This is a genomic window from Massilimicrobiota sp. mt181, assembly GCF_055420065.1.
Window position 1 is genome coordinate 1 of the sequence record NZ_JBVAYN010000030.1, and the last position, 24,141, is coordinate 24,141.

Annotated in this window: 28 protein-coding genes and 1 tRNA gene; 5 read left to right on the plus strand and 24 right to left on the minus strand. The window is 32.5% G+C overall.

Translation table 11 applies throughout. From position 1 onward, the window contains the following. From ACZYT4_RS12475 to ACZYT4_RS12550, 16 genes are all read right to left on the minus strand, one after another. Positions 1 to 498, minus strand: a 498-nt coding sequence (locus ACZYT4_RS12475) for a tyrosine-type recombinase/integrase (protein WP_463786257.1), incomplete at its 3' end; no start/stop codon positions are given. A gap of 104 nt (positions 499 to 602) precedes the next feature. Beyond that, the gene (locus ACZYT4_RS12480) at positions 603 to 1,124 is read right to left on the minus strand and encodes a hypothetical protein (RefSeq protein ID WP_463786259.1); all 522 of its coding nucleotides are present in this window, start codon (positions 1,122 to 1,124) and stop codon (positions 603 to 605) included. 184 nt (positions 1,125 to 1,308) lie between these two features. Further along, complete coding sequence (locus ACZYT4_RS12485) at positions 1,309 to 2,739, minus strand: PTS sugar transporter subunit IIC (RefSeq protein WP_463786261.1); 1,431 nt, start codon at positions 2,737 to 2,739, stop codon at positions 1,309 to 1,311. A gap of 288 nt (positions 2,740 to 3,027) precedes the next feature. Next, complete coding sequence (locus ACZYT4_RS12490) at positions 3,028 to 3,738, minus strand: GntR family transcriptional regulator (RefSeq protein WP_463786263.1); 711 nt, start codon at positions 3,736 to 3,738, stop codon at positions 3,028 to 3,030. A 66-nt stretch (positions 3,739 to 3,804) separates the two neighbouring features. Beyond that, positions 3,805 to 4,344, minus strand: coding sequence for a phosphodiesterase (yfcE, locus tag ACZYT4_RS12495; RefSeq protein ID WP_463786266.1), 540 nt, complete (start codon positions 4,342 to 4,344; stop codon positions 3,805 to 3,807). Further along, on the minus strand, positions 4,341 to 5,099 hold the full coding sequence (locus ACZYT4_RS12500; protein WP_463786269.1) for an exodeoxyribonuclease III: 759 nt from the start codon (positions 5,097 to 5,099) through the stop codon (positions 4,341 to 4,343). The genes yfcE and ACZYT4_RS12500 overlap by 4 nt, the downstream gene beginning before the upstream one ends. Before the next feature lie 35 nt (positions 5,100 to 5,134). Beyond that, positions 5,135 to 5,749 (minus strand): GyrI-like domain-containing protein, encoded by a 615-nt coding sequence (locus ACZYT4_RS12505; RefSeq protein WP_463786271.1) that lies wholly within the window; start codon positions 5,747 to 5,749, stop codon positions 5,135 to 5,137. 130 nt (positions 5,750 to 5,879) lie between these two features. Beyond that, entirely contained in the window at positions 5,880 to 6,401 is a 522-nt protein-coding gene (gene nrdG / locus ACZYT4_RS12510) for an anaerobic ribonucleoside-triphosphate reductase activating protein (RefSeq protein ID WP_463786274.1), read from the minus strand. Between the two features lie 2 nt (positions 6,402 to 6,403). Further along, entirely contained in the window at positions 6,404 to 8,584 is a 2,181-nt protein-coding gene (gene nrdD, locus ACZYT4_RS12515; RefSeq protein ID WP_463786276.1) for an anaerobic ribonucleoside-triphosphate reductase, read from the minus strand. Positions 8,585 to 8,850: 266 nt separating this feature from the next. Further along, complete coding sequence (locus ACZYT4_RS12520) at positions 8,851 to 9,120, minus strand: acylphosphatase (protein ID WP_463786278.1); 270 nt, start codon at positions 9,118 to 9,120, stop codon at positions 8,851 to 8,853. A gap of 68 nt (positions 9,121 to 9,188) precedes the next feature. After that, the gene (locus tag ACZYT4_RS12525) at positions 9,189 to 9,911 is read right to left on the minus strand and encodes an ABC transporter permease (RefSeq protein WP_463786282.1); all 723 of its coding nucleotides are present in this window, start codon (positions 9,909 to 9,911) and stop codon (positions 9,189 to 9,191) included. Further along, positions 9,911 to 10,741, minus strand: a complete 831-nt coding sequence (locus ACZYT4_RS12530) for an ABC transporter ATP-binding protein (RefSeq protein ID WP_463786284.1) — start codon at positions 10,739 to 10,741, stop codon at positions 9,911 to 9,913. The genes ACZYT4_RS12525 and ACZYT4_RS12530 overlap by 1 nt, the downstream gene beginning before the upstream one ends. Before the next feature lie 509 nt (positions 10,742 to 11,250). Beyond that, the gene (gene galE / locus ACZYT4_RS12535; protein WP_463786286.1) at positions 11,251 to 12,252 is read right to left on the minus strand and encodes a UDP-glucose 4-epimerase GalE; all 1,002 of its coding nucleotides are present in this window, start codon (positions 12,250 to 12,252) and stop codon (positions 11,251 to 11,253) included. Beyond that, positions 12,249 to 12,512, minus strand: a complete 264-nt coding sequence (locus ACZYT4_RS12540) for a glutaredoxin domain-containing protein (protein ID WP_463786288.1) — start codon at positions 12,510 to 12,512, stop codon at positions 12,249 to 12,251. The genes galE and ACZYT4_RS12540 overlap by 4 nt, the downstream gene beginning before the upstream one ends. Before the next feature lies 1 nt (position 12,513). Beyond that, positions 12,514 to 12,996 (minus strand): peptidylprolyl isomerase, encoded by a 483-nt coding sequence (locus tag ACZYT4_RS12545; RefSeq protein ID WP_463786291.1) that lies wholly within the window; start codon positions 12,994 to 12,996, stop codon positions 12,514 to 12,516. Between the two features lie 2 nt (positions 12,997 to 12,998). Next, entirely contained in the window at positions 12,999 to 13,280 is a 282-nt protein-coding gene (locus tag ACZYT4_RS12550) for a hypothetical protein (protein WP_463786293.1), read from the minus strand. A gap of 140 nt (positions 13,281 to 13,420) precedes the next feature. Here ACZYT4_RS12550 and ACZYT4_RS12555 point away from each other — a divergent pair, with 140 nt between their 5' ends. From ACZYT4_RS12555 to ACZYT4_RS12565, 3 genes are all read left to right on the plus strand, one after another. Continuing rightward, a complete protein-coding gene (locus ACZYT4_RS12555; RefSeq protein WP_463786295.1) occupies positions 13,421 to 15,481 on the plus strand; it encodes an elongation factor G in 2,061 nt (686 codons plus the stop codon). Positions 15,482 to 15,668: 187 nt separating this feature from the next. Next, complete coding sequence (locus tag ACZYT4_RS12560; protein ID WP_463786297.1) at positions 15,669 to 17,024, plus strand: C40 family peptidase; 1,356 nt, start codon at positions 15,669 to 15,671, stop codon at positions 17,022 to 17,024. A gap of 86 nt (positions 17,025 to 17,110) precedes the next feature. Then, the gene (locus ACZYT4_RS12565) at positions 17,111 to 17,581 is read left to right on the plus strand and encodes an LURP-one-related/scramblase family protein (RefSeq protein ID WP_463786299.1); all 471 of its coding nucleotides are present in this window, start codon (positions 17,111 to 17,113) and stop codon (positions 17,579 to 17,581) included. A 46-nt stretch (positions 17,582 to 17,627) separates the two neighbouring features. On the opposite strand, the gene ACZYT4_RS12570 is transcribed toward ACZYT4_RS12565, so the two are convergent. From ACZYT4_RS12570 to ACZYT4_RS12595, 6 genes are all read right to left on the minus strand, one after another. Then, positions 17,628 to 18,347, minus strand: a complete 720-nt coding sequence (locus ACZYT4_RS12570) for a glucosamine-6-phosphate deaminase (protein ID WP_463786301.1) — start codon at positions 18,345 to 18,347, stop codon at positions 17,628 to 17,630. Between the two features lie 21 nt (positions 18,348 to 18,368). Beyond that, positions 18,369 to 18,596: a hypothetical protein gene (locus tag ACZYT4_RS12575; RefSeq protein ID WP_463786303.1), complete on the minus strand. Its 228-nt coding sequence runs from the start codon at positions 18,594 to 18,596 to the stop codon at positions 18,369 to 18,371. A 119-nt stretch (positions 18,597 to 18,715) separates the two neighbouring features. Next, positions 18,716 to 19,333 carry a 4Fe-4S binding protein gene (locus tag ACZYT4_RS12580; RefSeq protein ID WP_463786305.1) on the minus strand — a complete coding sequence of 206 codons (618 nt, stop codon included), beginning with the start codon at positions 19,331 to 19,333 and terminating at the stop codon, positions 18,716 to 18,718. After that, complete coding sequence (locus tag ACZYT4_RS12585; protein WP_463786307.1) at positions 19,330 to 19,965, minus strand: rubredoxin; 636 nt, start codon at positions 19,963 to 19,965, stop codon at positions 19,330 to 19,332. The genes ACZYT4_RS12580 and ACZYT4_RS12585 overlap by 4 nt, the downstream gene beginning before the upstream one ends. Before the next feature lie 110 nt (positions 19,966 to 20,075). Continuing rightward, a complete protein-coding gene (gene rlmH / locus ACZYT4_RS12590; RefSeq protein WP_463786311.1) occupies positions 20,076 to 20,555 on the minus strand; it encodes a 23S rRNA (pseudouridine(1915)-N(3))-methyltransferase RlmH in 480 nt (159 codons plus the stop codon). Further along, the gene (locus ACZYT4_RS12595) at positions 20,545 to 21,294 is read right to left on the minus strand and encodes an MBL fold metallo-hydrolase (RefSeq protein ID WP_463786314.1); all 750 of its coding nucleotides are present in this window, start codon (positions 21,292 to 21,294) and stop codon (positions 20,545 to 20,547) included. The genes rlmH and ACZYT4_RS12595 overlap by 11 nt, the downstream gene beginning before the upstream one ends. Before the next feature lie 125 nt (positions 21,295 to 21,419). Between ACZYT4_RS12595 and ACZYT4_RS12600 the strand changes: the two genes are divergently transcribed. Then, complete coding sequence (locus tag ACZYT4_RS12600) at positions 21,420 to 22,016, plus strand: cytidylate kinase-like family protein (protein ID WP_463786316.1); 597 nt, start codon at positions 21,420 to 21,422, stop codon at positions 22,014 to 22,016. Between the two features lie 132 nt (positions 22,017 to 22,148). On the opposite strand, the gene rpmE is transcribed toward ACZYT4_RS12600, so the two are convergent. Both rpmE and ACZYT4_RS12610 read right to left on the minus strand, forming a co-directional pair. Next, positions 22,149 to 22,352 (minus strand): 50S ribosomal protein L31, encoded by a 204-nt coding sequence (rpmE, locus tag ACZYT4_RS12605; RefSeq protein ID WP_463786318.1) that lies wholly within the window; start codon positions 22,350 to 22,352, stop codon positions 22,149 to 22,151. Positions 22,353 to 22,453: 101 nt separating this feature from the next. Beyond that, a complete protein-coding gene (locus ACZYT4_RS12610; protein ID WP_463786321.1) occupies positions 22,454 to 23,719 on the minus strand; it encodes a UDP-N-acetylglucosamine 1-carboxyvinyltransferase in 1,266 nt (421 codons plus the stop codon). Between the two features lie 341 nt (positions 23,720 to 24,060). On the opposite strand from ACZYT4_RS12610, the gene ACZYT4_RS12615 reads away from it, so the two are divergent. Then, positions 24,061 to 24,136: transfer RNA gene (locus ACZYT4_RS12615), tRNA-Glu, on the plus strand. Positions 24,137 to 24,141 lie beyond the last annotated feature (5 nt).

Below are 24,141 nucleotides of genomic sequence, written 5' to 3' on the forward strand. Positions count from 1 at the left end.
TCCATAAATAATCAAATATTTATCTTCCAGATATAAATCCTCATGTTTAATAGCACAAAGTTCACAGACACGAATACCTGTCGACATTAACAGTTCAATAACAGCACGATCTCTTTTCTTAAAGGCATGATGTTGTTGATTCAATTGTGAAAAGATATGTTGAAGCTGATGATATTGAATAATACGTGGTAATTTCTTTTCTTCCTGAATGCGATATCTAATTTTATCCATAGGATTTTCCTGAAAAACTTCCTGAAAAACCATTTCCTCAAAAAAAGCAAGCAATGATGCCAGTTTTCTTTTCACTGTTTTTAACTTAAAGTGTTCATTCAAATAATGAATATAACAAGAAATCTCCTTTTTATTCATATCCTTATGAATCATAAAAACATAAAACTGCTTTAAATCAATGCGATAAGCTTTTATAGTATGATGACTTAATCTTTTGTTTTCACATTGATCCAAATAAAATGTTAAATGTTCTAAAGTTAACTGCATAATTAAAAAATCTTCCTTTTCATCTTTATCGTTAAACTCATTCTAACATGAAAAAGAGTATATAAAAAAAGTATATAATCCAAGACTACATACTCTTTCAGACATTATTTTTTTGATTGTGCTGCTTCCTTTGCAGCTTTCTTTTCTGCTTTTCTTCTTTCTTTACGATCTTTCTTTTCTAATATTCTATAGACATCTGTATATTCTTTCACTGTACAATGAATTCTCTTATTTGCTTTCACTACAGCATGAACAAATTCAACTCTTTCTTTTGGGAAAAAGCAGTATCTTTTCTTTGTATCAGTATAAATTTCAATAGCATGTGGGCGTGTTACTAAATCAGCCATACGTGGCACAGGATCACAAATTGTTTCACAATGCATTAAATCAACATGACTATTTTTCCATAAACGATAATGAATTGTTAATTCTTTTTTATTGATAGAATATTTATATGGTCTACATCCCAAGAAAAAAGCATAACAGACAACTGCAAAAATGACAATCGTAATGACAATTTGATTTGTCTGTGTAAATATTGTTAACAATGTATATAATGCCAATGCTGTTAAGAAAATCAATGTTGCAGTATTCATTCGCACTTTATATTCTTTAATATCTTCCATAAAAATCCTCACTTCCCTTTGCTTATTATACATGATATAGCATTAAATAACAATTTAATTTTATAAAAAACAATTATAGTATCATATATCATAAACACTTACCTTATATAAATAAAAAGACTTAACGTGTGAAACTTTCATTTCATACATCAAGTCTCTTATTACACTTGTTAATACAAATATCTTATTCAGCTTCAGCAGCTTGTTTATTTTGATATCTTTCATAGAAGATAACAAATGGAACGTAGATTAATGTTGCTAAAACGATAACGATAATTTGTGAAACAGCACCCATAATGTTTCCACCAGTTGCTAAGAATCCAAGTAATAATGGTGGCATTGTCCATGGAACTTCGATAACGATATATGGACAGAAATGAATAGTAACTAATAACCATCCAACGAAGATACATACAACTGGAGCTAAGATAAATGGAATACCTAAGATTGGGTTTAATACCAATGGAATACCAAATGTAACAGTTTCGTTGATATTAAAGATACCAGGAACGATAGATAATGTAGCGATTGCACGGTTATCTTCACGTTTACCAAAGATAAAGATTGCGATAACTAAACCTAAAGTTACCCCAGATCCTCCCCATTCAGCGAACATCTGTAACATTGTTAAGTTCATTGTATAATATCCATGTTCTCTGATTGCATCAGTTAATTCAACACCACTTTTTCCGTCTGTAAATAATGCTGTATTTGCATATAACATTGGACGGAAGATTGGTTCTTTAACAGCAGATAACATATTGTTACCATGAATACCAACTAACCAGAATAATGAAATCAATACATACATAACCATAACAGATACGATATTATCACCGATAATATTTTGTAATGGTGTTTGTAAGTAAGCAGAAATCATATCATTGAAATAGTATCCAGTAGCCATTTCAATAGCCCATCCGATAATACCAACAACTAATAATGTTAAGAAAGTTGGAATTAATACTTCGAATGCACGAGCAACTCCTGGAGGTACTTGTTCAGGCATTTTAATTTTTAATCCGTCTCTTTTACGGAAGAAATTATAAAGTTCAAGACCTAAAATACCAACAATCAATGAAGTAAATAAACCAGTAGCTCCTAAATAGCTACCATTGAAACCAGTGAATGTAGCAACACCAGCTAAATCAACACCAGCTGATTCTAATACTTGTCCAATAGTAACAGCAGTACCAGCAGCATCAGTATAAGCAGTTAATCCAGTAACAGCATGAGCAGTTGGAGTAACCATAGCCCAGCACATAAATCCTAAAACTGCAGGATATGCTCCAGATTCCCCATTTGCTTCAGCAATTTCCTGAGCAACTAACATAACGATACCGATAGAAATACATGAGATAGTACAGAAGTTGATAGCATTAAATACTGCGTTGATTGGTTCTAAAACCATAACAGCAGGAATTAATCCACCAAGCCCTTGAGGTGCACCATTGACAACGCTATCATTGATTAAAACGTTTGTCCAAAGAACACCAATTGCACCAGCAATAGTTGCTGGCATGAAGTTTTGGAACGCATTTTTGATGGCACCTAAATATTTATTTTGACCGCACCATGCACCAATACGCCCTAGCTTATCAGCAAAAGCATCCATAAATTTTTCCTCCCTTAAATATTTTTGACACTATAAGTATAAAATTTTTTAGCTAAAAAGTCAATGCTTTTATATGAAAAGTATGGTACTTTTCCAATAAAGTATGGTTTTAACGGTGTTTTTTTACTCGATTTTTATTTTATTTTACTTATTTTTTAGTTGTTTTTCCCATTTTTTCTTCTTATTTTTTTAAAATTTATCCATATTTTACATTTTTCCTTATTTATTATCTTTTTATTTTATTAAAATTTTCTCTAATCAACAAAAAAACTATCTCAAAAGATAGTTTTATTGTTGAACAATGACCGTCTGAAATTCAAAATGAGCGAAATGTTGTCTAGATAGTGTATATTCAAAAATAGAACCATTGCATAAAAATGAAATCTGTTCTTCTTGAATATAAGGTTCATTTTCCTTAAGTCCTAAATATTGTTGTTCTAAAGGTGTGGATAAAGCTGCATTGATTGTCAAATGACAACTTTGAATCTTTAATTTAAGCACTTTTTCAATATACTCATAAATTGAGCCTTTTAAATGCTGTAATTTCAAATTTGGGATCACACTAATTGGCATATAAGTAATGTCTATAAGATGCGGTATTTTATCTAAGAATCGCAATCTGATGATATGATAGACAAAATCTCCAATCTCAATCTGTAATTTTTCAGATAATAATTGATCAGCTGGAATCACTTCAAACTCCAGGACTTCACTGGTTACCTCTTTGATTCCCTCATACTGCGCTGTGAGTCCTCTTCCAAATTTGTTCATTGAACCTTCCGTCAAAGGATCAAAATCCTTCACAAACGTTCCCGCTCCACGACGACGAATAATTAAACCTTCTTTAACCAATATATCCAAAGCTTTTTTCATTGTTTCTTTATTACAATGATAGCTCATGCATAAAACATATTCATAAGGGAGTTTTTGACCAAAAGTATATTCCTGGTTTTTAATCTTCTGACGTATGTCATCAGCAATATCTCTATATTTTGCCATATACTCACCTCACCAATATAAAAATACCATACTTTTAATTTAATTTCACGGTTTTTTTATTTTTTTCTATATTTTTATGCTTTTTATAATACTTTTATCCATAGAAAGAATCTTTAATTCATTATTTTCATAGATACCAAAACTCTTTTCTCCTGCTTTAGGTAATGAAATAGATGATGGATTAAAGAAAACAATACCATTTTCTTTTTTTGCCACTGGTTTATGAAAATGACCATATAAGAAAACATCACCTTGATGAAGCATTGGCAAATGCTCTTCATCATATAAATGCCCATGTGTCAAAAAGAAACGATGTCCATCTACATAAAGTTCTATATAATCTGCACGCATAGGAAACTCTAGAACCATCTGATCCACTTCTGCATCACAATTCCCACGGACAGCCACAATCTTTTCTTTATATTGATTCAAAAGTTTTGCGACTTCTTTAGGATTATAGCCATCAGGTAAAGGATTCCTTGGACCATGATACAATAAATCCCCTAATAAAACCAATTTATCTAATTTTTCTTCTTCAAAAATTTGAATAACTTTCTTTAAATCTTCAAAAGAACCATGAATATCTGAAACAATCATGAATTTCATTGCAATCCCTCCAATTCTACACCTACTGGACAATGATCTGATCCCAAAACTTCATTATAAATATAGGCATCCTGAATCTGTTTTTTTAAATCATCTGAAACAACAAAATAATCAATACGCCAACCTGCATTCTTTTCTCTTGCCTTAAACATATATGACCACCATGAATATTTTTCTACATCAGGATATTTATATCTAAATGTATCAATAAATCCACTATCAAGAAGTTCTGTAAATTTCTGACGTTCTTCATCGGTAAAACCTGCATTTTTATGATTTGTTTTATCATTCTTTAAATCAATTTCCTGATGAGCGACATTCAAATCACCACAAATAACAACAGATTTCTTCTGTTTTAATGTATTGACATATTCTCTAAAGGCATCCTCCCATACCTGACGATAATCAAGGCGTTCTAAGCCTCTTTTGGAATTTGGTGTATAAACAGTCACAAAATAATAGTTTTCAAACTCTAGAGTAATAACACGCCCTTCCTGGTCATGTTCTTCTATACCTAAACCATAACTGACTGAAAGAGGCTCTTTTTTTGTATAAACAGCTGTTCCACTATAACCTTTTTTAACAGCATCATTATAATAAGATGTATACCCGTCAAACTGTAAATCAAGTTGATGTTTTTGCAACTTCGTTTCCTGAATCGCAAATATATCAGCATCAACTGATAAGAAAAAATCTTCAAACCCTTTATTTAAACAAGCTCTTAATCCATTGACATTCCAAGATACAAATAACATATGTTCCTCCTTTTTCTTTTCGACATAAAAAGGGGTTATACCCCCTCTTCTTCAATAGCATATCTCACAATTGTTTTGAGTTTATCAACCGGATTCTTTTCAGGATCATTTAGATATATTTCATGATGGAATCCGCTTAATTTCATCCCCTGTATTGTAATATATTCCATAATCTGTTTGGTTGTATTAATCTCTGTGTTATAGGCACCTTTATGCATCATCTGCACACAACGCCCTTCTTTCATTCTCTTTAAATAGACATCAACAAGATATGGATTATCCTTTTTTACAGCAACATTTTCTTTAATCATTTCAAAAGTTTCTTCATCAAGTGCTTTAGGCTGAGCAATCATCAATGTAAACTTAATCATTTTCTTACGCGTCACATCAAATTGACTATTATCATATGTATCCCATAATCCTTCTAATGGAGAAATCAAATATAATAAATCCATTTTTTCTTTAAAATAATCTTTAATTGCCTTAGATAATATATGTAAAGCTTCAGCTTTCAATTTAAATTCTTCCACATTTGGATTTCCGATCCCATCAATCATGATAAAATTAAATTCTGGCACATCCACAACATCGATTCTTTTTGTTGAAGCATCATATTGTTTCTTATATTCCCTTCTAATGCCTTCTTTCACCGAGAATCCTCCTTCCACTGCCTTTACATTATATATAATTTTTTCAAAAATATCCACTCATTTTAGGATTTTTTTATTTTTGATACCTCTATTTTTTATTTTTCACACAAAAAAAGTGATTTTTTTAAAATCACTTTTCTTCCCATAAAATAACTTCCTGAGAAGGAATTGTACGCTTCACGTCAATAATTCTCTGGTTTTCAGACCCTCTAAACTTCAAACGAATATTCTTTTGAGATAATATAAATGGTCCATCCACCAGAATATCCAAATAACTTAAAATCTCATCCGTATAAGGTCCATAAACTCTTCCATCAGGTAATAAATCCTCATATAAATAGCCTGTATAACACCAGATTGTCTTTTCTGGATAATGTTCATGAACCTGTTTTAAAAGAGGAAGTAAAGCCTCCTGATTGACAAGTTCCATAGGTTCTCCGCCCAAAAGAGTCAAACCAGAAATATGAGATGGGGCTAAAGCATCCAAAATATAATCAATCGTTTCCTGAGTAAAATCCTCACCATATTGAAAATCCCAGGCAATCTCATTAAAACAACCGGGACATCTATGAGTACAGCCAGAAACAAAGAGTGAGACTCTCACTCCTGTTCCATTTGCGATATCAACAGGTTTAATCGTTGCGTATTTCATTGTTATAAGTGTAAAACACGTTCTTTGATTTCCTGTGTTCTACCTTGATTCCAGAATTGTGTTCCAATATATCCACAAGTTCTTCTGGCAACACTCATTTTATCCTGATTTGTATTTCCACAATTTGGACATACCCAAATCAATTTTCCATCTTTATCTTCTTTGATCTGGATTTCACCATCATAACCACATTCCATACAATAATCACTCTTTGTATTTAATTCAGCATACATAATATGTTCATAAATATGTTTCATAACAGCTAAAACAGCTTCAATATTATCTTGCATATTTGGAACTTCAACATAGCTGATAGCTCCACCAGGTGATAATTTCTGGAACTGTGATTCAAATGTCAATTTTGTAAAAGCGTCAATTTCTTCAGTGACATTCACATGATAACTATTTGTAATATAGTTTTTATCAGTTACACCTGGAATCTTTCCAAAACGTTTTTGTAAACATTTTGCAAACTTATAAGTTGTTGATTCAATTGGTGTTCCATATAAACTAAAGTCAATATTTTCTTCTTCTTTCCATTTTGTACAAGCATCATTTAAATGTTGCATCACTTCTAAAGCAAATGGTGTGGCATCAGGATCTGTATGTGATTTTCCAGTCATATATCTAACACATTCACAAAGTCCGGCATAACCAAGTGAAATCGTTGAATAGCCACCATATAATAATTTATCAATCGTTTCACCTTTTTTCAGTCTGGCAAGGGCACCATATTGCCATAAAATTGGAGCTACATCACTAAGCGTTCCTTTTAAACGATTATGACGACACATTAAAGCTTCTTTACATAAAGCCAATCTTTCATCCATAATACGCCAGAATTCTTTCATATCTCCTTTTGAAGAACATGCCACATCAACAAGGTTAATTGTCACAACCCCTTGATTAAAACGTCCATAATACTTAGGTTTATTTGTTTCAGGATCAACATATGGTGTTAAGAAACTTCTACATCCCATACATGTATAACAATGTCCTTCATTATTCTTATCAACTTTTAATTCTAACATTTTCTTTTCAGAAATATAATCTGGAACCATACGTTTTGCTGTACACTTGGCTGCTAGTTCAGTCAAATACCAGTATTTACTGTCTTCATGAATATTATCTTCCTCTAAAACATAAATCAATTTAGGAAAGGCTGGTGTCACATAAACACCTTTTTCATTTTTTACACCTAAAATTCTCTGATTTAAAGTTTCTTCAATAATTAAAGCCAAGTCATCTTTGATTTGTCCATCAGGAACTTCATTTAAATACATGAACACAGTCACAAATGGTGCCTGTCCATTTGTTGTCATTAAAGTAATCACCTGATATTGAATCATCTGAACACCACGATTAATTTCTTTACGTACACGATATTCAGCTAATTCATTGACTTGTTCTTCTGTTACAGGAATATTTTCTTTTTCAAATTCTTCACGCACTTCTTTTCTGAACTTTTGACGACTCACATCTACAAAAGGTGCTAAATGCGATAAGCTGATACTTTGTCCTCCATATTGTGAACTTGCAACTTGCGCAATAATCTGAGTCGCAATATTGCAGGCTGTTGAGAAACTCTTAGGTCTTTCAATCATTGTTTCACTGATGACAGTTCCATTTTGTAACATATCTTCAAGATTCACAAGACAACAGTTATGCATATGCTGTGCAAAGTAATCAGAATCATGGAAATGAATAATTCCCTCTTCATGAGCCTTGACAATATGTCCAGGTAATAACAGACGCTTTGTAATATCTTTGCTGACTTCTCCAGCCATATAGTCTCTTTGAACACTATTAACAGTTGGATTCTTATTAGAATTTTCCTGTTTCACTTCTTCATTCGCACATTCAATCAAACTTAAGATTTGTTCATCTGTTGTATTTGATTTACGCACCAAAGCACGCATATAACGATATGTAATATATTTTCTTGCAACTGCAAAAGCATTCAACTTCATAATCTCATTTTCAACTAGATTTTGAATTTCTTCTACATTCAAGGCTCTTTTCATTTTTTCACACTGATACTTGACATTGTTTGTAATATTATCAATATCTTCTTCAGATAATCTATCTGTTTCTACAACTTCATTATTGGCTTTTTCGATAGCTGCAGTAATCTTTGTCTGATCAAATAAAACCTCAGCACCATTACGCTTAATAATTTTCATAAACACCCTTCCTCCTATATCATTATACATGTAAGTCTAACACATTCTCTCTTCTAACAAAAGGAATATGCACCATTACTCAAGATTTTTTCATGCCTACAAACAAAATCAAAAAGTATTGATTATATCAACACTTTTTGATTTCACAACACATTATTATTTAAATTCACCAAATCATTATAGCCTATTTATCGACAAAAAGAAAGTCTAAAAACAAAGATTTTCTCTTTTCTTGATATTAAGTTTTCCACCAGCAAAATAGCACTTTAATATTTCATTTCAAAACTCGTTTCATCACTTAAAATATCTAAATCTTCTACCTCAGTATGTTCAATACGAATATAACGAATACTATGCATATAATCAATGACCTGCTGGATGGCAGCCAGTTCACCCTGCAAACAGGCTTCTACATCACCATTGCTGAGATTACGCACCCAACCTGTTAAATGCAGACGTGTTGCCTGTTGATAAAAGGTAATACGAAAGCCAACTCCTTGCACACGACCTTTAAAAATAAAATGTTTTCTAACCACATAACCACCTCTTTTTCTTATTTTAACATTTTATAAAATGAAAAAAAAGAGGAAACGATGTCCCCTTCTCAATCATCTAGTCCCTTTTTCTTATAGCCATAACCAAATGCCAATATACCTAATAAAATCCACACAATGCAAACAATAATCGCAATCATGGTATCCTGATTCCAAAAATTCTGATGCGAAGATAACTGCACATATAGTGTCTGAAACGATGTTGTCGGAAAAATTACAGCAATCTTTCCAATCATTTCATTGAGTTGACTAAACATAGGTGGTAACATTAATAAAATCATCAGTGGTGAACTTAATGTTCCAGCACTCATCTGATCTTTAGAAAGCAGTCCTACCAATGCCCCAAAAAACAAGACACTTAATGATGTTAAAATATAAAAGATAAGAAAATATCCAAAATACTCCATTGGCTCCTGACAGACAAAGAAAATCAAAATACCATCAATCAGCATCAAAACCAAAGCCACAAAAGCCTTACTCAACAAGAAATCAGTCGCACTCACATTTGCCAACATTAAAGAACGTAAAGTATGCTTTTCTTTTTCTTCCGCTACCATATTGGCCAAAACATTCAAAGGCACAATAGAAATAGTCATAATAATACAAAGTACCATCACAAAACCACCTGTTGCCCCCTGTAATATATCACCTAGTAAAAACTTATATATAACACCAAAGAAAACGGGTAAAGCCAGCATCAAAAAGACATTCTTATTTACAAAACAGTTCTTGAAATCTTTCATAAATAAAGCCTTACAAATACGCAGATTCATTATGATTCCTCCTTTGTTAATGATAAAAAGACTTCTTTTAATGTTGGTTCTACAGAATGAATCATCAACAGATGATCAATATGCTCTAATTCCTGTTTCAAGATATCTTTATCCAAAGGAATCATATAATCATCCTGATTGGTTTTCATACGAATTTGCTGCTTTGAATATTTTAATTTCAATTCTTCAGGCTGACCACTTTCAATAATATGTCCATGGTTCAAAAACGCGACACGATGACACATTTCATCTGCTTCTTCCATATTATGCGTCGTTAAAAAGACAGTTGTTCCTTTGGCATTCAGTTTCTTTATAATTTCTCTGACTTCGTTTGCTGTAGATGGATCTAAATTTGCGGTAGGTTCATCCAAAAACAACAAAGATGGCGAATGAATAATCGTTCTGGCAAATATCAATCGTTGTCTCATTCCTTTAGACAATTGACTGACTAACTGTTTTTTAGCCTCCAACAAATCCACTTCTTCTAACACTTTTTCAATACAGCTTTTATCAATATCATAAATTTTTGTAAATAACAGCAAATTATCATAGACACTCATCTTTTCATATAAACCACTGTTATCACTCATAATTCCTATTTGATTTTTTATTTTTGATGAAAAAGGATTTTCCCCCAATATCTGAATATCTCCGCCATCACTTTTTAACTGTCCTGTCAATAACTTAATTGTTGTGGTTTTCCCAGCACCTGATGGTCCCAAAAAGCCAAAAATTTCTCCCTTACGGATGACAAAATCACAATTATCAAGAGCAACAGTTGTCCCAAAGCTTTTCGACAACTGCTTAACTTCAATCACATTTTTACCCATCATATATCCTCCATAATTGATATTATATACCCCCATATTTTTGTAATAAGGCATTCATCTACCGTTTAAATCTTTCTATACTTATCATATTTAGCTATCCATTTTTATTTTTCTGAATATAAATCCACAAACATCTCAGCAACAAACAGAGATTCACAAGCACCAATATTCTTGTCGCAATTTCTACAATTAGCAAAATTATATTGAACATATCCATAACATCATATTCTCCTTTCCCTGTTTTCATCTTACCATAGCCATTTTTAGCAGACAATCTTTTCACAATTTCCTTTAAATATTTTTACATAAAATATACAAGATCATATTTTATGCTACAGTAAAAAAAGAGAAGCCAGTCATGGTTATCATCATGATATTCTGTCTTTGTCTCCTTTGCCTTTCAAAAATCAAATAATCATTTAAAAGCAGACACAGACAACCAAAGTTTGTATAAAAAAAGAAGTTATCTATAAAAGACAACTTCCAATATAAGACATTGATTTTTATCATTAATGATTGTGAATAATGAAATTATAGGCATCCTTGCACATATCTTCTAATGTTTTTTCAGCAGTCCATCCAAGTTCTTCTTTGGCTTTTGTTGGATCGGCATAACAAGTTGCGATATCTCCTGCACGACGTGGTTTGATTTCATATGGAATTTTGACATTATTCGCTTTTTCATAAGCTTTCACAATATCTAAAACACTATAACCATGTCCTGTTCCTAAATTGTAAGTATAGACACCTGCTTCACTGACTAATTTTTGTAATGCTTTGACATGACCTTTTGCCAAGTCTACCACATGAATATAATCTCTAACACCTGTTCCATCTGGTGTATCATAATCATTACCAAATACACCTAAACATTCTAGTTCTCCCACTGCTACTTTTGAGATATAAGGAACAAGATTATTTGGAATACCATTTGGATCTTCTCCTAACAATCCACTTTCGTGAGCTCCAATAGGATTAAAGTATCTTAACAGAACAATGTTCCATTGATGATCTGATATAAAGATATCTCTTAAAATATTTTCAATCATCAGTTTTGTTGTTCCATATGGATTTGTTGTTGGTCCTAATGGAAAATCTTCTTTAATTGGAACAGTATGAGGATTTCCATAAACTGTTGCACTTGATGAAAAGATGAGTTTTTTACAATCATATTTTCTTAATAATTGACACAAAACAAGTGTGCTCAATAAATTGTTTTGATAATACTCCATTGGTTTTTGAACAGATTCTCCAACTGCTTTATAACCTGCAAAATGGATTGCTCCATCAATTTTATTTTCCTGAAATACTTTTTCCATAGCTTCCATGTCACAACAATCTACTTCATAGAAAGTTGGCTTTTTCCCAGTAATCTTAGCAATATTGTCCAAGGCTTCTGGTTTTGAATTGTAGAAATTATCTACAACCACAACCTCATGTCCTTCCTGCATTAATTCTACTACTGTGTGACTGCCAATATATCCAGCTCCACCTGTCACTAAAATATTCATTTGTTTTCCTCCTCCAAATAATCATCAAATATTTTTTGAATAACTTCTTTTGTTGCAGCACCCTCATGTAACTTTTTCTTTCCTTCAAAAAAGCAAGGAACATAATAATAGTCATAAGCATCCGCTACTTCACTTTGTTCACTTTCCTCAATCATTTCAATAGGAATTTCCTTATAACGTGGATTTTCATTGTAAAGCTCCTGCATCCACTTTCTTGCCTGCTTGCAATAAGGGCAATTTTCTAAATAAAATAATATCATTTTAAATCAACCTCATTGTTTTAATAACCACCGGTTCCAAAGGACGATCCATCGCATCTGTAGGCACATTCGCAATCGCATCGATAACATGTTTTCCTTTTGTGATTTTTCCAAAAGCGGCATATTCACCATCTAGATGCGGCGCATCCGCATGCATAATAAAAAATTGTGAACTCGCAGAATCTTTAATGTTTGTACGAGCCATTGATAAAACACCTCTGGTATGTAATAAAGGATTTTCAATACCATTGCTCTTAAATTCTCCTTTGATTGCAGGTGTTTCATGAATATGCATATCTTTATCATATCCACCACCTTGAATCATAAAGCCAGCAATGACACGGTGAAAAATCAACCCATCATAGAAATGACTCTCTATGAGATTTGTAAAGTTTTTGACTGTTCGTGGCGCAATTTCAGGATAAAGCTCTCCTGTCATGACTTCGCCATTTTCCATTTCAATTTCAAAATCAATTGTTTTCATAATTATTCCTCTTTCTCCTCAATCATTCGATTTGTATCTTTCGACGATTCTTCTTTCTTCTTTTTTAAATAGAATTTAACACCAAAAAATAAAGCAATTAATGATATAAAAGCAATTAATAAATGAACAATTTTACTCATTTGTTCAAATTGATATGCTAAAGCAACAGTTAAACATAAATTGAAAATCAATAAAACTCCTGTTGTTTTAATTCTACGATTATAAAGACAATCTAATGCAAAAGCATTTGATATAAACATTATAATAATCAATCCAACCTCCATGTTCTATCCTCCTATTATTATCATAACATCTTTTTCAATAAATTTCACTATAATTATGCTGTAACCGTTTTCATCATTTGATGAATATGTTAAAATAAAAGAAAGATATTCCAAAAAAATATTAAAGGAGCGTGATGATAATGAGAGCTTATCACTCAAACGAAATTGGAAATGTCGTTGTTTTAGGCCACTCTGGGAGTGGTAAAACCAGTGTGATTGAAGCCATGGCTTATCGTGCTGGTTTAACAAATCGTATTGGAAAAGTAGAAGATGGTAATACACTTAGTGATTATTCACCTGAAGAAATCAAGAGACACTCATCTGTAGGACTATCTGTTATTCCTTTGGAATGGAATAACTGTAAGATCAATTTACTAGATACGCCAGGATCTTTTGACTTTGTGGGTGAAGTCGAAGCTGCTTTAAAAGTGGCGGAAAGTGCCCTGATTGTTGTTCCTGCTACTGCAGGTATTAGCGTTGGAACAAAGGAAGCTATGCATAAGGCTTATGACAAAGCGAAAATGATTTATATCAGTGGATTGGATTATCCAAATGCTGCCTATAAACAAAAACTTGAAGAATTAAAGATGACTTATGGGAAAGCTATCGCTCCAATTCAGGTTCCTATTATGGAAGGAAATAAAATGGTTGGATATGTCAATGTTGCTAAAATGGAAGGACGCTATTTTGATGGTGAACAGACGCATGCATGTCCTATCCCTGATAATATGTGGGATGAAATTACACCAATCAAAAATATGATTGACGAGGCTGTTGCCAATACAAATGATGACTTATTAGAAAAATATATTAATGAAGAACCATTTACTAAAGAAGAAATTTCATGGGCTTTACGTCAGGGTGTCATGAATAAAACATTGATTCCTGTTCTTTGTGGAACAAACCAGATTGGAATTCAGATTATTTTAAATTCTATAGTGGCTTTCTTTAGTGCTGCTGGTGATATGGTCAATTCGATGATTGTTCATAACGAAGAAACAGATGAAGATGATCTGATTGGTTTTGATGAATCTTTAGCTCCATCTTTATTTGTTTTTAAGACAATTGCTGATCCATTTGTTGGACGTATTTCTTTATTTAAAGTTTGTACAGGTTCTATTCATACAGGTATGACACTTTTCAATGTACAGAAAAAAGAAGCTGAAAAGATTAATAAAATTTATATCATGAAAGGTAAGGAACTGATTGAAACAGATACATTGAATGCTGGTGATATTGGTGCTTTATCTAAATTATCATATACTCAAACGAATGATACTTTATGTACTTTAGATTATCGTATCACTTATGAAACGATTCTTTTTTCAAAACCTTACTATGGAAAAGCAATTAAACCTGTAGGAAAAGCTAATGAAGAAAAGATTACAAATGCTTTAAATAAATTATTGGAAGAAGACAAAACGTTGAAATTTGAAAATAATCCAGAAACCAAGCAACAATGCATTTATGGTATTGGTGATATTCATATTGATAGTGTCGTTTCCAAATTAAAAGAGAGATTTAAAATCGATGTCACATTAGATGATATTATTATTCCTTATCGTGAAACGATTCGTGGTCAAGTCACACATCGTTATAAATACAAAAAACAATCTGGTGGCCATGGTCAATATGGTGATGTAGAAATCACATTTGAACCACTCCATGATTATACTGTACCATTTGTTTTTGAAGAGAAAGTCTTTGGTGGGGCCGTTCCTAAGGCTTATTTCCCTGCCGTAGAAAAAGGCTTAGTCGAAGCAACAAAACATGGAATTCTTGCACAATATCCAGTTTTGGGTATTAAAGCTACTTTGATTGATGGTTCATATCACAGTGTAGATTCTTCTGAAATGGCTTTTAAAACAGCAACCATGATGTGTTTTAAAGAAGCTATGGAAAAAGCAAAACCTGCTTTATTAGAGCCATATATGACTTTGCATGTTTATATTGATGAACAATTTACGGGAGACATTATGGGACATTTCAATAAAAAACGTGCACGTGTGATGGGCAGTGAAATCTTAGAAGATGGTTTGATCAAGATTACTGCTGAAGCTCCTCAGGAAGAAGTCATGAATTACGCTGTTGATTTAAGAGCAATGACACAGGGACAAGGCTTCTTTGATATGGAATTCTTAGGATATGAATTTGCGCCAGACAATGTGACAAAACGTGTTATTGCGAATCATCAACAATAAAGGGATCGGGACTTTTTAGGTCCCTTTTTATTGTGCCCATCTTTTCATCATATCAAGTATATTTCCAATAGCCTTTTTCACATATATTCCCATAATATTCCAATAAAAATTTCCGTATTTTATTTGACAGTTTTTAAAAATGCTTTAGAATATTATTAGAACTATGTCAAAAAAGGAGGAATATGAAGTGATAAAAAAGAAAATATTGGCATCAGCTTTATCATTATGCATGCTGGCAAGTGTTTTTGCTCATGTCAACATTGCTAATGCAGCTGATTTTGAAGGCAAAGAATCACAATATATTAAGTTATGTTCTTCTTCAAAACTGACAAATAATCAGCAAAAAACATGTAAAGAATTTAACAGTTATTTATATGAAAAAAATCAGCAATTAAAAGAAGAAGCATCTCAGGCTAAAAAAGAAGCAGAAAGCACTAAAGATGATTTAGCTCAAATCGCAAATAAGATTGCAGAAATAGATACAAAAATTGAATCTGCTGAAAGCGAACTTGAATATATTCAAAATAATATAAAAAAGCTTAAAAATGATATCAATGAGCAAAGTGAACAGCTTAAAGAACGTTTGTATAGTATGCAAACGACTTTAAACTCAAACATCTTTACAACTTATATTTTTGGAGCAGATACAATCTCTGATTTTATGAGTCGTGTCATTAATATCAAAGAAATTACAAATTACGATAATGAACTGATTGCTAAAATTAGTGAAAACCTTAAAGAAGTTGAAAAGCAGGAAACCACTGTCCAAAATCTCAAAGAGTCTTTAGAAGCCGATAAAGATGAACAGGCCAGTCTACAAAAAACATTCCAGGCACAGCTAGAAGAACAGAATCAAACAATAGCAGATAGTTCATCTGAGGCTGCTGCCAACCAGGAATCTATTGAAGCCATTCAAGAAAATCTAGCTGCTATTCAAAAGGCATCAGATGCATCTAAAGTCAATAATGTCACTCAAGCAACACCAAACAAAAAACCATCATCTTCATCTAGCTCTGGTTCATCTTCACAATCCAATGCTAATCAGACAACGCAAAAACCATCGACTGATAATTCTAGTGAAGAGACAAATCAAACAGATAATGAATCTTCTAATGATAGTTTAACTTCTAGTGAAGAATTAGGTCTAGCTATCGCCAACAAGGCCTTAACACGTCAAGGTTATATGTATGTTTGGGGTGGTTGTCATACTATGTCAGCTATCAAGAATCCTAATCAGACACAATTTGACTGTTCTGGTTTGGTTTGCTGGGCTCACTACCAGGCTGGTGTCAATATCGGTGTACAATCAACAAAATGGAATCTAGCAACAGATGGAAAAGCTGTTTCAAAAAGTGAACTTCAAGCTGGAGATATCATCCTCTTTAGTAACAATGGTGCATTTAGTGGTGTTCACCATGTAGGAATCTATATTGGAAACAATCAGATGGTTCATGCCCCATCTACTGGGAAACCTATTCAGGTTGCCGATTTAAGTTATAGTTATTGGCAAAATGAATGGTATACAGCTCGTCGTTTATACTAATGATAAATTTTGAAAGGAACTCTCAGAGTTCCTTTTATTGTAGATGCTTATTCTTTTTGTTATACTGATAAAAAAGGGGAGTGTTTATGAAACTTATTTTTAAGCAACGTTTTTTCTCATGGCTTGACAATTATGATATTTATGATGAGCAGGGTTATGTTATTTATAGTATTAAAGGTAAAATCAGTTGGGGTCATCGTTTAGAAATCTATGACCAACACCAGCATATTGGCACACTGAAAGAAGAAGTATTGACATGGAGACCCAAATTTCATATGTATATTCACGATCAATACATTGGCTGCATTGAAAAAGAACTGACTTTGTTGAAACCTCAATTCAAACTAGATTGTCGTGGGTGGAGGGTGACTGGTAATTGGCTGGCATGGGAATATCAAATTCAGGACAAACAAAATTTAGTCATTGCTGATATTTCAAAAGATATATCACAACTTGGAGATACCTATGTCTTAGATATTGTTCATCCTGATGATGCTTTGTATGTTCTGATGATTGTCTTAGCCATTGATGCAGAAAAATGTTCTCACAATCATTAAAAGCGAATAGTAGTCAATATAATCACTGACTACCCATTCGCTTTTTTTATAATCTGGAATAATCATCTACTGAAATAAGTGAAGCTGCTGCTTCATCACAAATAACAGTCAAATTAGGATGAAGTTTTAAAATCGTTGCTGGAACTTCTTCATTGATTGGCTCTTCTATGAAACGTTTAAAGATTTCTGCTTTTTCCTGACCATCAACAATCATAACCAAGTGTCTAACACGCATTAAACTTTTCGCACCCATTGTAATGGTATAAGGTTGTCTTGGTCTTTCTCCATAATTTGGATTTGCTGCCAGTTTATCTTTATATTCCATACAATATGTATAGCTATCAAATTGTGTACATCTTGGACAATTTCCACAAAAATGACCATCATGTCCTAAACCAATCACCATAACATCAAGGCCTCCTGCCTGACGAATTTCCCAATCATAGGTTTGCCAATTATCTAAAGAAATACGATGAATTCTCTCTTCTGGGATATGTGCCGGTTCAAAAAACATTTCTTTCATTTCAGCCCAGTTCGTTCCGTATTTTTCTCCAATAAATGGATTTTCATCAAATAAATAATATTCCACATCTTTAAATTTTTTCTGATCTCTAATCAAAGGAATCATCATTTCATACATTGTCTTAGGTGTACGCCCTGAAGTTAATGAAATATTCACACGCTTATCCTGCAACATCGCCCCAAGCAAAATATACATTGCATTTTCACTCATAGCTTGAGTATCTTTTTCAATAACCAATTTCACAATATCATCCTCCTCTATACTTTATTTCTTTTTTTGAATAAACATTCCTATCGTCAGTCCCACTATCATCCCTAAACTGATTCCTAAAGCCAAACCAAAATAAGAAGAAAATAAAATTCCAGCACATATTCCAAGGCCCATACCTTCTGACATATAATTGTCATTATATTGTTTATCTTTTTTTCGATAATAAGAGAAAATTATAGCTAAACAAGTCCCCAAAATGATAAAATATACGACAATAAACATCAATATCACTCCTCTATGATTGAACTAACGGATGGCCTTTTTATTATACAACCCATATATGCTTATTTTTAACTCTTTTATTTTACAACAATAGTTTTCTTTTACACTAAGGTATTTGATTAGAAATCAATGATTTCTAATTGATCTTGAGTTGCTTGACAAATTGGACAAATAAGTTCTTCACCTTCTTTGATTTCAAAAATGGCTCCACAAACTTTGCAGCGATAACGCTTTACAGGCAGTTCATTACATGGAATCATATCTAATAACTTTTGCGCTATATCTCGTGGAAAGTCATCCAATGGTGGATCTTGTATCCAAGTTTTCAATAAATCATGCACTTGAGTACTTTGTGGTAACATATAGCCAGATTCACGAAGAATATCCTCATTCACAAGACGAATAGACTTTTCAAATGCTTTCATCAATCGGTAGAGTTCGTCAGATGAACTTGTCTGTGCCAACTGTTTTGCCAGTTGTTCCTGCCTTGCTTTATGATGAGTTAAAACATGTGACAAACTCAGTATTGATGCCTCTTTGCTTTGTTGTGGTGGATAATCTTGAGGCACCATAGAAATAGCTCCACTTGGGCATGCTTTGGCACAATCGCCACAGCCTATACATTTATTAACATCAATAATGCTATTTTCAGTATCCGTTGCTCCAGTAGGACAAACATAAAGGCAAAGACAGTCTTTTGTACATAACCGAATGTTTCTTACAGCCTTATATTTCATGATTGCTCTCTCCCTTCTATCTTTTCAAATTTCCAGGCAGGCACTTTGCAGACTGGACAAAGATCTGGTGGATTATCACCTACAAAGACAAATCCACAGACTGAACATACCCATATATCAGTATCTCTCAAAAAACGTCCTTGACTCTGTTGATAGCGCATCAATAATGAATGCAAAATACCTGTCACTTTTTCTCCCCAGACACAAATACGTTGTGTACCACGATCTTCGATTTCTTCAGCCTGATGATGTAATGCTGGATAATGCTGTGATAAATCCTGTTGTAGCATCTGTTCCATCGTTTTAAGATTAACTTCTGTTTCCTCTTCCATTTTTGAAGTCAAGTAATCAGATAACATTTGAAACAATTTCATTTCTTCATCTTTGTATTGTTTTTCACATCCTCTAGCCAGATTCGAACAAATGGCAGCTTCTTCTCCTGTTGAATAAACAATCGGATCATTCCATGAAACATCGAGATTGATAGTTTCTTTCTCTTTCTCCTCACCAACAAACAATGACTGATCTGCTTTACAGATTGGGCAAACCCATGAATCAGGCAATTGAGAAAAAGCCACTTGTTCCTGACTTTCATCATAAACATATCCACAAATAGAACATACATACCTCATTATAACTCCTCCTTCCTTATCAAATGTTCTTCTTTCTTTTATTGTATAATCATTTTCATAAAAACTCATCAAATAATCTCTTTTCAAAATAAAAAAACCACACGAAGTGGTTATTTGTGATATGTTTCATGTCTGATGATTTTAAAAGCACGATAAATTTGTTCTGCTAAAATCAAACGCATTAACTGATGTGGAAAAGTCATTGATGAAAAACTAATGCGCTCATTGGCTCTCGTTAAGACATCTTCACCATGTCCTAAAGAACCTCCAATCACAAAATCAATTGTACTTTTTCCATTAATCATACAATCTTCAATACGTTCAGCAAATTGAATAGAATCTAACTGTTTTCCTGAAACATCTAATAAAATCATATAATCATCTTGTTTCACTTTATCTAAAATACGTCTACCTTCTTTAGACTTGACAATCATCTCTTCTGCCAGCGAAGGGTTCTCTGGTATTCTTTCATCTGCGACTTCAATAATCTCTACATCAGCATAAGCAGATAACCTTTTGAGATATTCTTTGACTCCTTCATCAAGATATTTTTCTTTTAATTTTCCAACACAAATGATTTTAATTTTCATATTTTCCTCCTGATACAACATCAACTTGACTTGCGACTTTAATATTTTCAAAAGAAATATTTTCTTCTTTAAATATCTGGCGATAAGTCGCTAACGCTTTTTCTTTTGTATTCGCTTCTTGAGATAAATGCGCTAATACAATTTCTTTTGTATTTTCCCCTATCATTTCACACATCAAATGAGCACTATATTCATTATTCAAATGTCCCATGTCATTCAAAATTCTATTTTTTAAAAACATAGGTCTTTTGGTTGCCATTAACATTTCAATATCATGATTGCTTTCAATAATATAATAATCTAAATTCTTCATATACTGTCTGTTTTTTTGAGAGACATAACCTGTGTCCGTCATATACAACAGCTGTTCATCATGCGTAGAAATTACAAATCCAATAGGATCACTGGCATCATGAGATGTTCTTAATGTCAATACATCAAAAACACCAAATTGACGATGTGTGTAAGGCACTAATGTATGATACTCATCTAAATCCTTAATATTTTTTTTGGCACTATAAACTTTCCCAGCATCAAAGATATGTATATTTTTATTATGATCATAATGATCATGTGTTAAAAATACATATGTAATATCTTTTTCTTTAAATCCTAACTGTTCAAGTTTAAACAAGAGTTGTTTTCGTGTAATGCCACAATCAATCAATATCCCACATTGATGATCATAAATAAATGTTGCATTTCCTTTTGATCCACTTGCTAAAACATGAAATTCCATAATTCAACTCCTTTGTGACTATATTATACAAATTCGTATATAAAAAAACAACTTTTTCGTATACGAAAAATTTAACATGATTTTTGAATTGTGATAAAATAGAAATATAGAAGGAGGAATATTTTATGCCTAGAATTATTACTATTGCAAGAGAGTATGGATCTGGTGGTCGTCTCATCGCTCAGCGTGTTGCAGAAAAATTAGGAATCTTCTATTATGATAATGAAATCATTGATTTGGCTGCGAGGGAATTAGGATTTGATGTTGACACGATTCGTAGAGTTTCGGAAGAAAAATCTTCAAGTTTTATGTATACTCTTTCTTCAACTGCTTTTACCCTACCTCTTAATGACCAAGTGTTTGCAATGCAATCTAAAATCATTCGTCATATTGCAGAGAATGATACATGTATTATTGTCAGTGGTTGTGCTGATTATATCCTAGAAGATTTCGATGATGTTATAACAATATTTATCCATGCCCCATTTGAATCAAGAGTTCGACGTGTCAAAGAAGATTATAAGGAAGAACACGATGATTATAGAAAATTTGTCATGAAAAAAGATAAAGCAAGAAGTAATTATTATAATTATTACACAACAAAAAAATGGGGACAATTGAAAAACTTTGATTTAACAATCAATAGTGATTATGGTATTGAAGAAGTCTCAGATATCATTGTTGATTTATATAAAAAGAAAAAACATACAGAAAAAGAATAATAAAGCATATATAATGATTTAACATTGACCAGCTTATCTTGCTGGTCTTTTTTATATCCAATTAAAAATCATTGATTCTTACAAAAGAGTATTTGTTGTAAAGAAAAAACCTGCACTATAAGCAGGTCCTTTTTATTTAAGTCCGTATTTTTTATTGAATTTTTCTACACGTCCATCAGCGCTTGCAAATCTTTGTTTTCCAGTATAGAATGGATGACAATTTGAACATGTATCAACACGAATTTCATCTAATACTGATCCAGTTTCAAATTCAGCTCCACAAGAAGTACAAACAACTTTCACTTTTTTATAATCTGGATGAATTCCTTTTTTCATTTTTCATTTCTCCTTCCGCCTTGAAATATTTGCTACTTCAAAGTAAGTTGCTCAATTATAATATCATTTCTTCATGATAAAAACAATAGTTTTTTTATTTTTTATTCATCTATCTGATATCTTGTAATATGCGCTCCTAAAGTAATCAATTTATGATCGATATTATCATATCCTCTATCAATATGATAAACATTGGTAATTTCCGTTCTACCTTCTGCAATCAATCCTGCAATCACAAGTGCTGCCCCACATCTTAAATCTGTTGCTTCAACTCTTGCGCCATGTAAAGGTGTAGAACCATGAATCACACTGGCAGCCTCTTCTACATCAATATGAGCACCCATTTTATTCAATTGTGGACAATGCTTAAAACGCTCAATATAAATTGTTTCTTTCACATGAGAATCTCCTTGAGCTTGAGTCAGCAACGCTGTTAAAGGCTGCTGTAAATCTGTCGCAAAGCCAGGATAAATTTGTGTTTTGACATTCACAGGCTTTAAAGCCTCATCTCTACCATAAACGACGATACTATCTCCAACAACATCCATTTTAATTCCCATTTCTTTCAGTTTTGAAATCAAAGCTTCTAAATGCTGTGGGATAATATTTTGAACAATCACTTTTTCTCCAGCTGCAGCTGCAATAATCAAGAATGTCCCAGCTTCTATACGATCTGGTATGATTTCATGAAAAGTTCCATGAAGATGTTCAACACCCTCAATTGTAATTGTATCAGTACCAACACCTCTAATATTGGCTCCCATCTTTGTTAATAGATTGGCAACATCAATAATTTCAGGTTCTTTTGCAGCATTTTCAATCACTGTTTTTCCTTTAGCACGTACTGCTGCCAACATAATATTTATTGTCGCACCTACCGATGCAAAATCCAAATATATAGAAGTTCCATTTAATTCATCTGCTTCTAATAAATAAGTATCATCTTCATAAGTGATTTTTGCACCTAAGGCTTCAAATCCTTTTAAATGAAGATCAATTGGTCTAGGCCCCAAATAGCAGCCACCAGGCATTTTAATTTTGACACGTTTATACTTTCCAAGCAAAGCTCCCATAAAATAATAAGATGCTCTTAATTTATTCACTGCCTCACTGACTAAAGGGATATCCTCCATTTCTGTTGGATCAATTTTGATATGCCCTCCTTCAATTTCTACATTACATTTCAGTTCTCTTAAAAGTGTTGCTAAAGCAGCAACATCGGAAATTTCTGGTACTCCAAAGATATCCACAGGTCCATCTGCCAAAACAGTAGCCGGGATTAAGGCAACTGTTGCATTTTTAGCTCCACTAATTCTTACTGTTCCATTTAATTTATATCCACCATCAATCGCAATTACTTCTGCCATGAGTTTGTTTCCTTTCTATTTTATTTATATATCAAAAATCTTTATTTATATATCAAAAATCATATGTTATTTATGACTTCACTTTTTCTTTTTAATGAAATTATACACATTTATGTTGTAAATATCAAAATAATTTCAAAAATATTTACACGCCACCATTATATCATTCCTGTCCATTTGTCTCAATCTTATTATGAAAATAATTTCAATAAAAATTCACCTTTTCATACTTTCCCTTCTATTATATATAATGCCATTCAAAACCATTTTATTGCATGAAAGTCTAAAAAATTCTTTACACTTTTTTCCAAAGTGATATACTTATATTATGATGACAAAATGGTCCGTTGGTGAAGTGGTCAACACACTAGGTTCTCATCCTAGCATTCAGGGGTTCGAACCCCCTACGGACTACCAGTAGA

Excerpts from the sequence above, each read along its gene's own strand:
- ACZYT4_RS12480 (WP_463786259.1), bottom strand. The coding sequence starts at position 1,124 with ATGGAAGATATTAAAGAATATAAAGTGCGAATGAATACTGCAACATTG.
- ACZYT4_RS12485 (WP_463786261.1), bottom strand. The coding sequence starts at position 2,739 with ATGGATGCTTTTGCTGATAAGCTAGGGCGTATTGGTGCATGGTGCGGT.
- ACZYT4_RS12490 (WP_463786263.1), bottom strand. The coding sequence starts at position 3,738 with ATGGCAAAATATAGAGATATTGCTGATGACATACGTCAGAAGATTAAA.
- yfcE (WP_463786266.1), bottom strand. The coding sequence starts at position 4,344 with ATGAAATTCATGATTGTTTCAGATATTCATGGTTCTTTTGAAGATTTA.
- ACZYT4_RS12500 (WP_463786269.1), bottom strand. The coding sequence starts at position 5,099 with ATGTTATTTGTATCTTGGAATGTCAATGGATTAAGAGCTTGTTTAAAT.
- nrdG (WP_463786274.1), bottom strand. The coding sequence starts at position 6,401 with ATGAAATACGCAACGATTAAACCTGTTGATATCGCAAATGGAACAGGA.
- nrdD (WP_463786276.1), bottom strand. The coding sequence starts at position 8,584 with ATGAAAATTATTAAGCGTAATGGTGCTGAGGTTTTATTTGATCAGACA.
- ACZYT4_RS12525 (WP_463786282.1), bottom strand. The coding sequence starts at position 9,911 with ATGAATCTGCGTATTTGTAAGGCTTTATTTATGAAAGATTTCAAGAAC.
- ACZYT4_RS12530 (WP_463786284.1), bottom strand. The coding sequence starts at position 10,741 with ATGGGTAAAAATGTGATTGAAGTTAAGCAGTTGTCGAAAAGCTTTGGG.
- galE (WP_463786286.1), bottom strand. The coding sequence starts at position 12,252 with ATGAATATTTTAGTGACAGGTGGAGCTGGATATATTGGCAGTCACACA.
- ACZYT4_RS12540 (WP_463786288.1), bottom strand. The coding sequence starts at position 12,512 with ATGATATTATTTTATTTAGAAAATTGCCCTTATTGCAAGCAGGCAAGA.
- ACZYT4_RS12545 (WP_463786291.1), bottom strand. The coding sequence starts at position 12,996 with ATGAAAACAATTGATTTTGAAATTGAAATGGAAAATGGCGAAGTCATG.
- ACZYT4_RS12550 (WP_463786293.1), bottom strand. The coding sequence starts at position 13,280 with ATGGAGGTTGGATTGATTATTATAATGTTTATATCAAATGCTTTTGCA.
- ACZYT4_RS12555 (WP_463786295.1), top strand. The coding sequence starts at position 13,421 with ATGAGAGCTTATCACTCAAACGAAATTGGAAATGTCGTTGTTTTAGGC.
- ACZYT4_RS12565 (WP_463786299.1), top strand. The coding sequence starts at position 17,111 with ATGAAACTTATTTTTAAGCAACGTTTTTTCTCATGGCTTGACAATTAT.
- ACZYT4_RS12575 (WP_463786303.1), bottom strand. The coding sequence starts at position 18,596 with ATGTTTATTGTCGTATATTTTATCATTTTGGGGACTTGTTTAGCTATA.
- ACZYT4_RS12580 (WP_463786305.1), bottom strand. The coding sequence starts at position 19,333 with ATGAAATATAAGGCTGTAAGAAACATTCGGTTATGTACAAAAGACTGT.
- ACZYT4_RS12585 (WP_463786307.1), bottom strand. The coding sequence starts at position 19,965 with ATGAGGTATGTATGTTCTATTTGTGGATATGTTTATGATGAAAGTCAG.
- rlmH (WP_463786311.1), bottom strand. The coding sequence starts at position 20,555 with ATGAAAATTAAAATCATTTGTGTTGGAAAATTAAAAGAAAAATATCTT.
- ACZYT4_RS12595 (WP_463786314.1), bottom strand. The coding sequence starts at position 21,294 with ATGGAATTTCATGTTTTAGCAAGTGGATCAAAAGGAAATGCAACATTT.
- ACZYT4_RS12600 (WP_463786316.1), top strand. The coding sequence starts at position 21,420 with ATGCCTAGAATTATTACTATTGCAAGAGAGTATGGATCTGGTGGTCGT.
- rpmE (WP_463786318.1), bottom strand. The coding sequence starts at position 22,352 with ATGAAAAAAGGAATTCATCCAGATTATAAAAAAGTGAAAGTTGTTTGT.
- ACZYT4_RS12610 (WP_463786321.1), bottom strand. The coding sequence starts at position 23,719 with ATGGCAGAAGTAATTGCGATTGATGGTGGATATAAATTAAATGGAACA.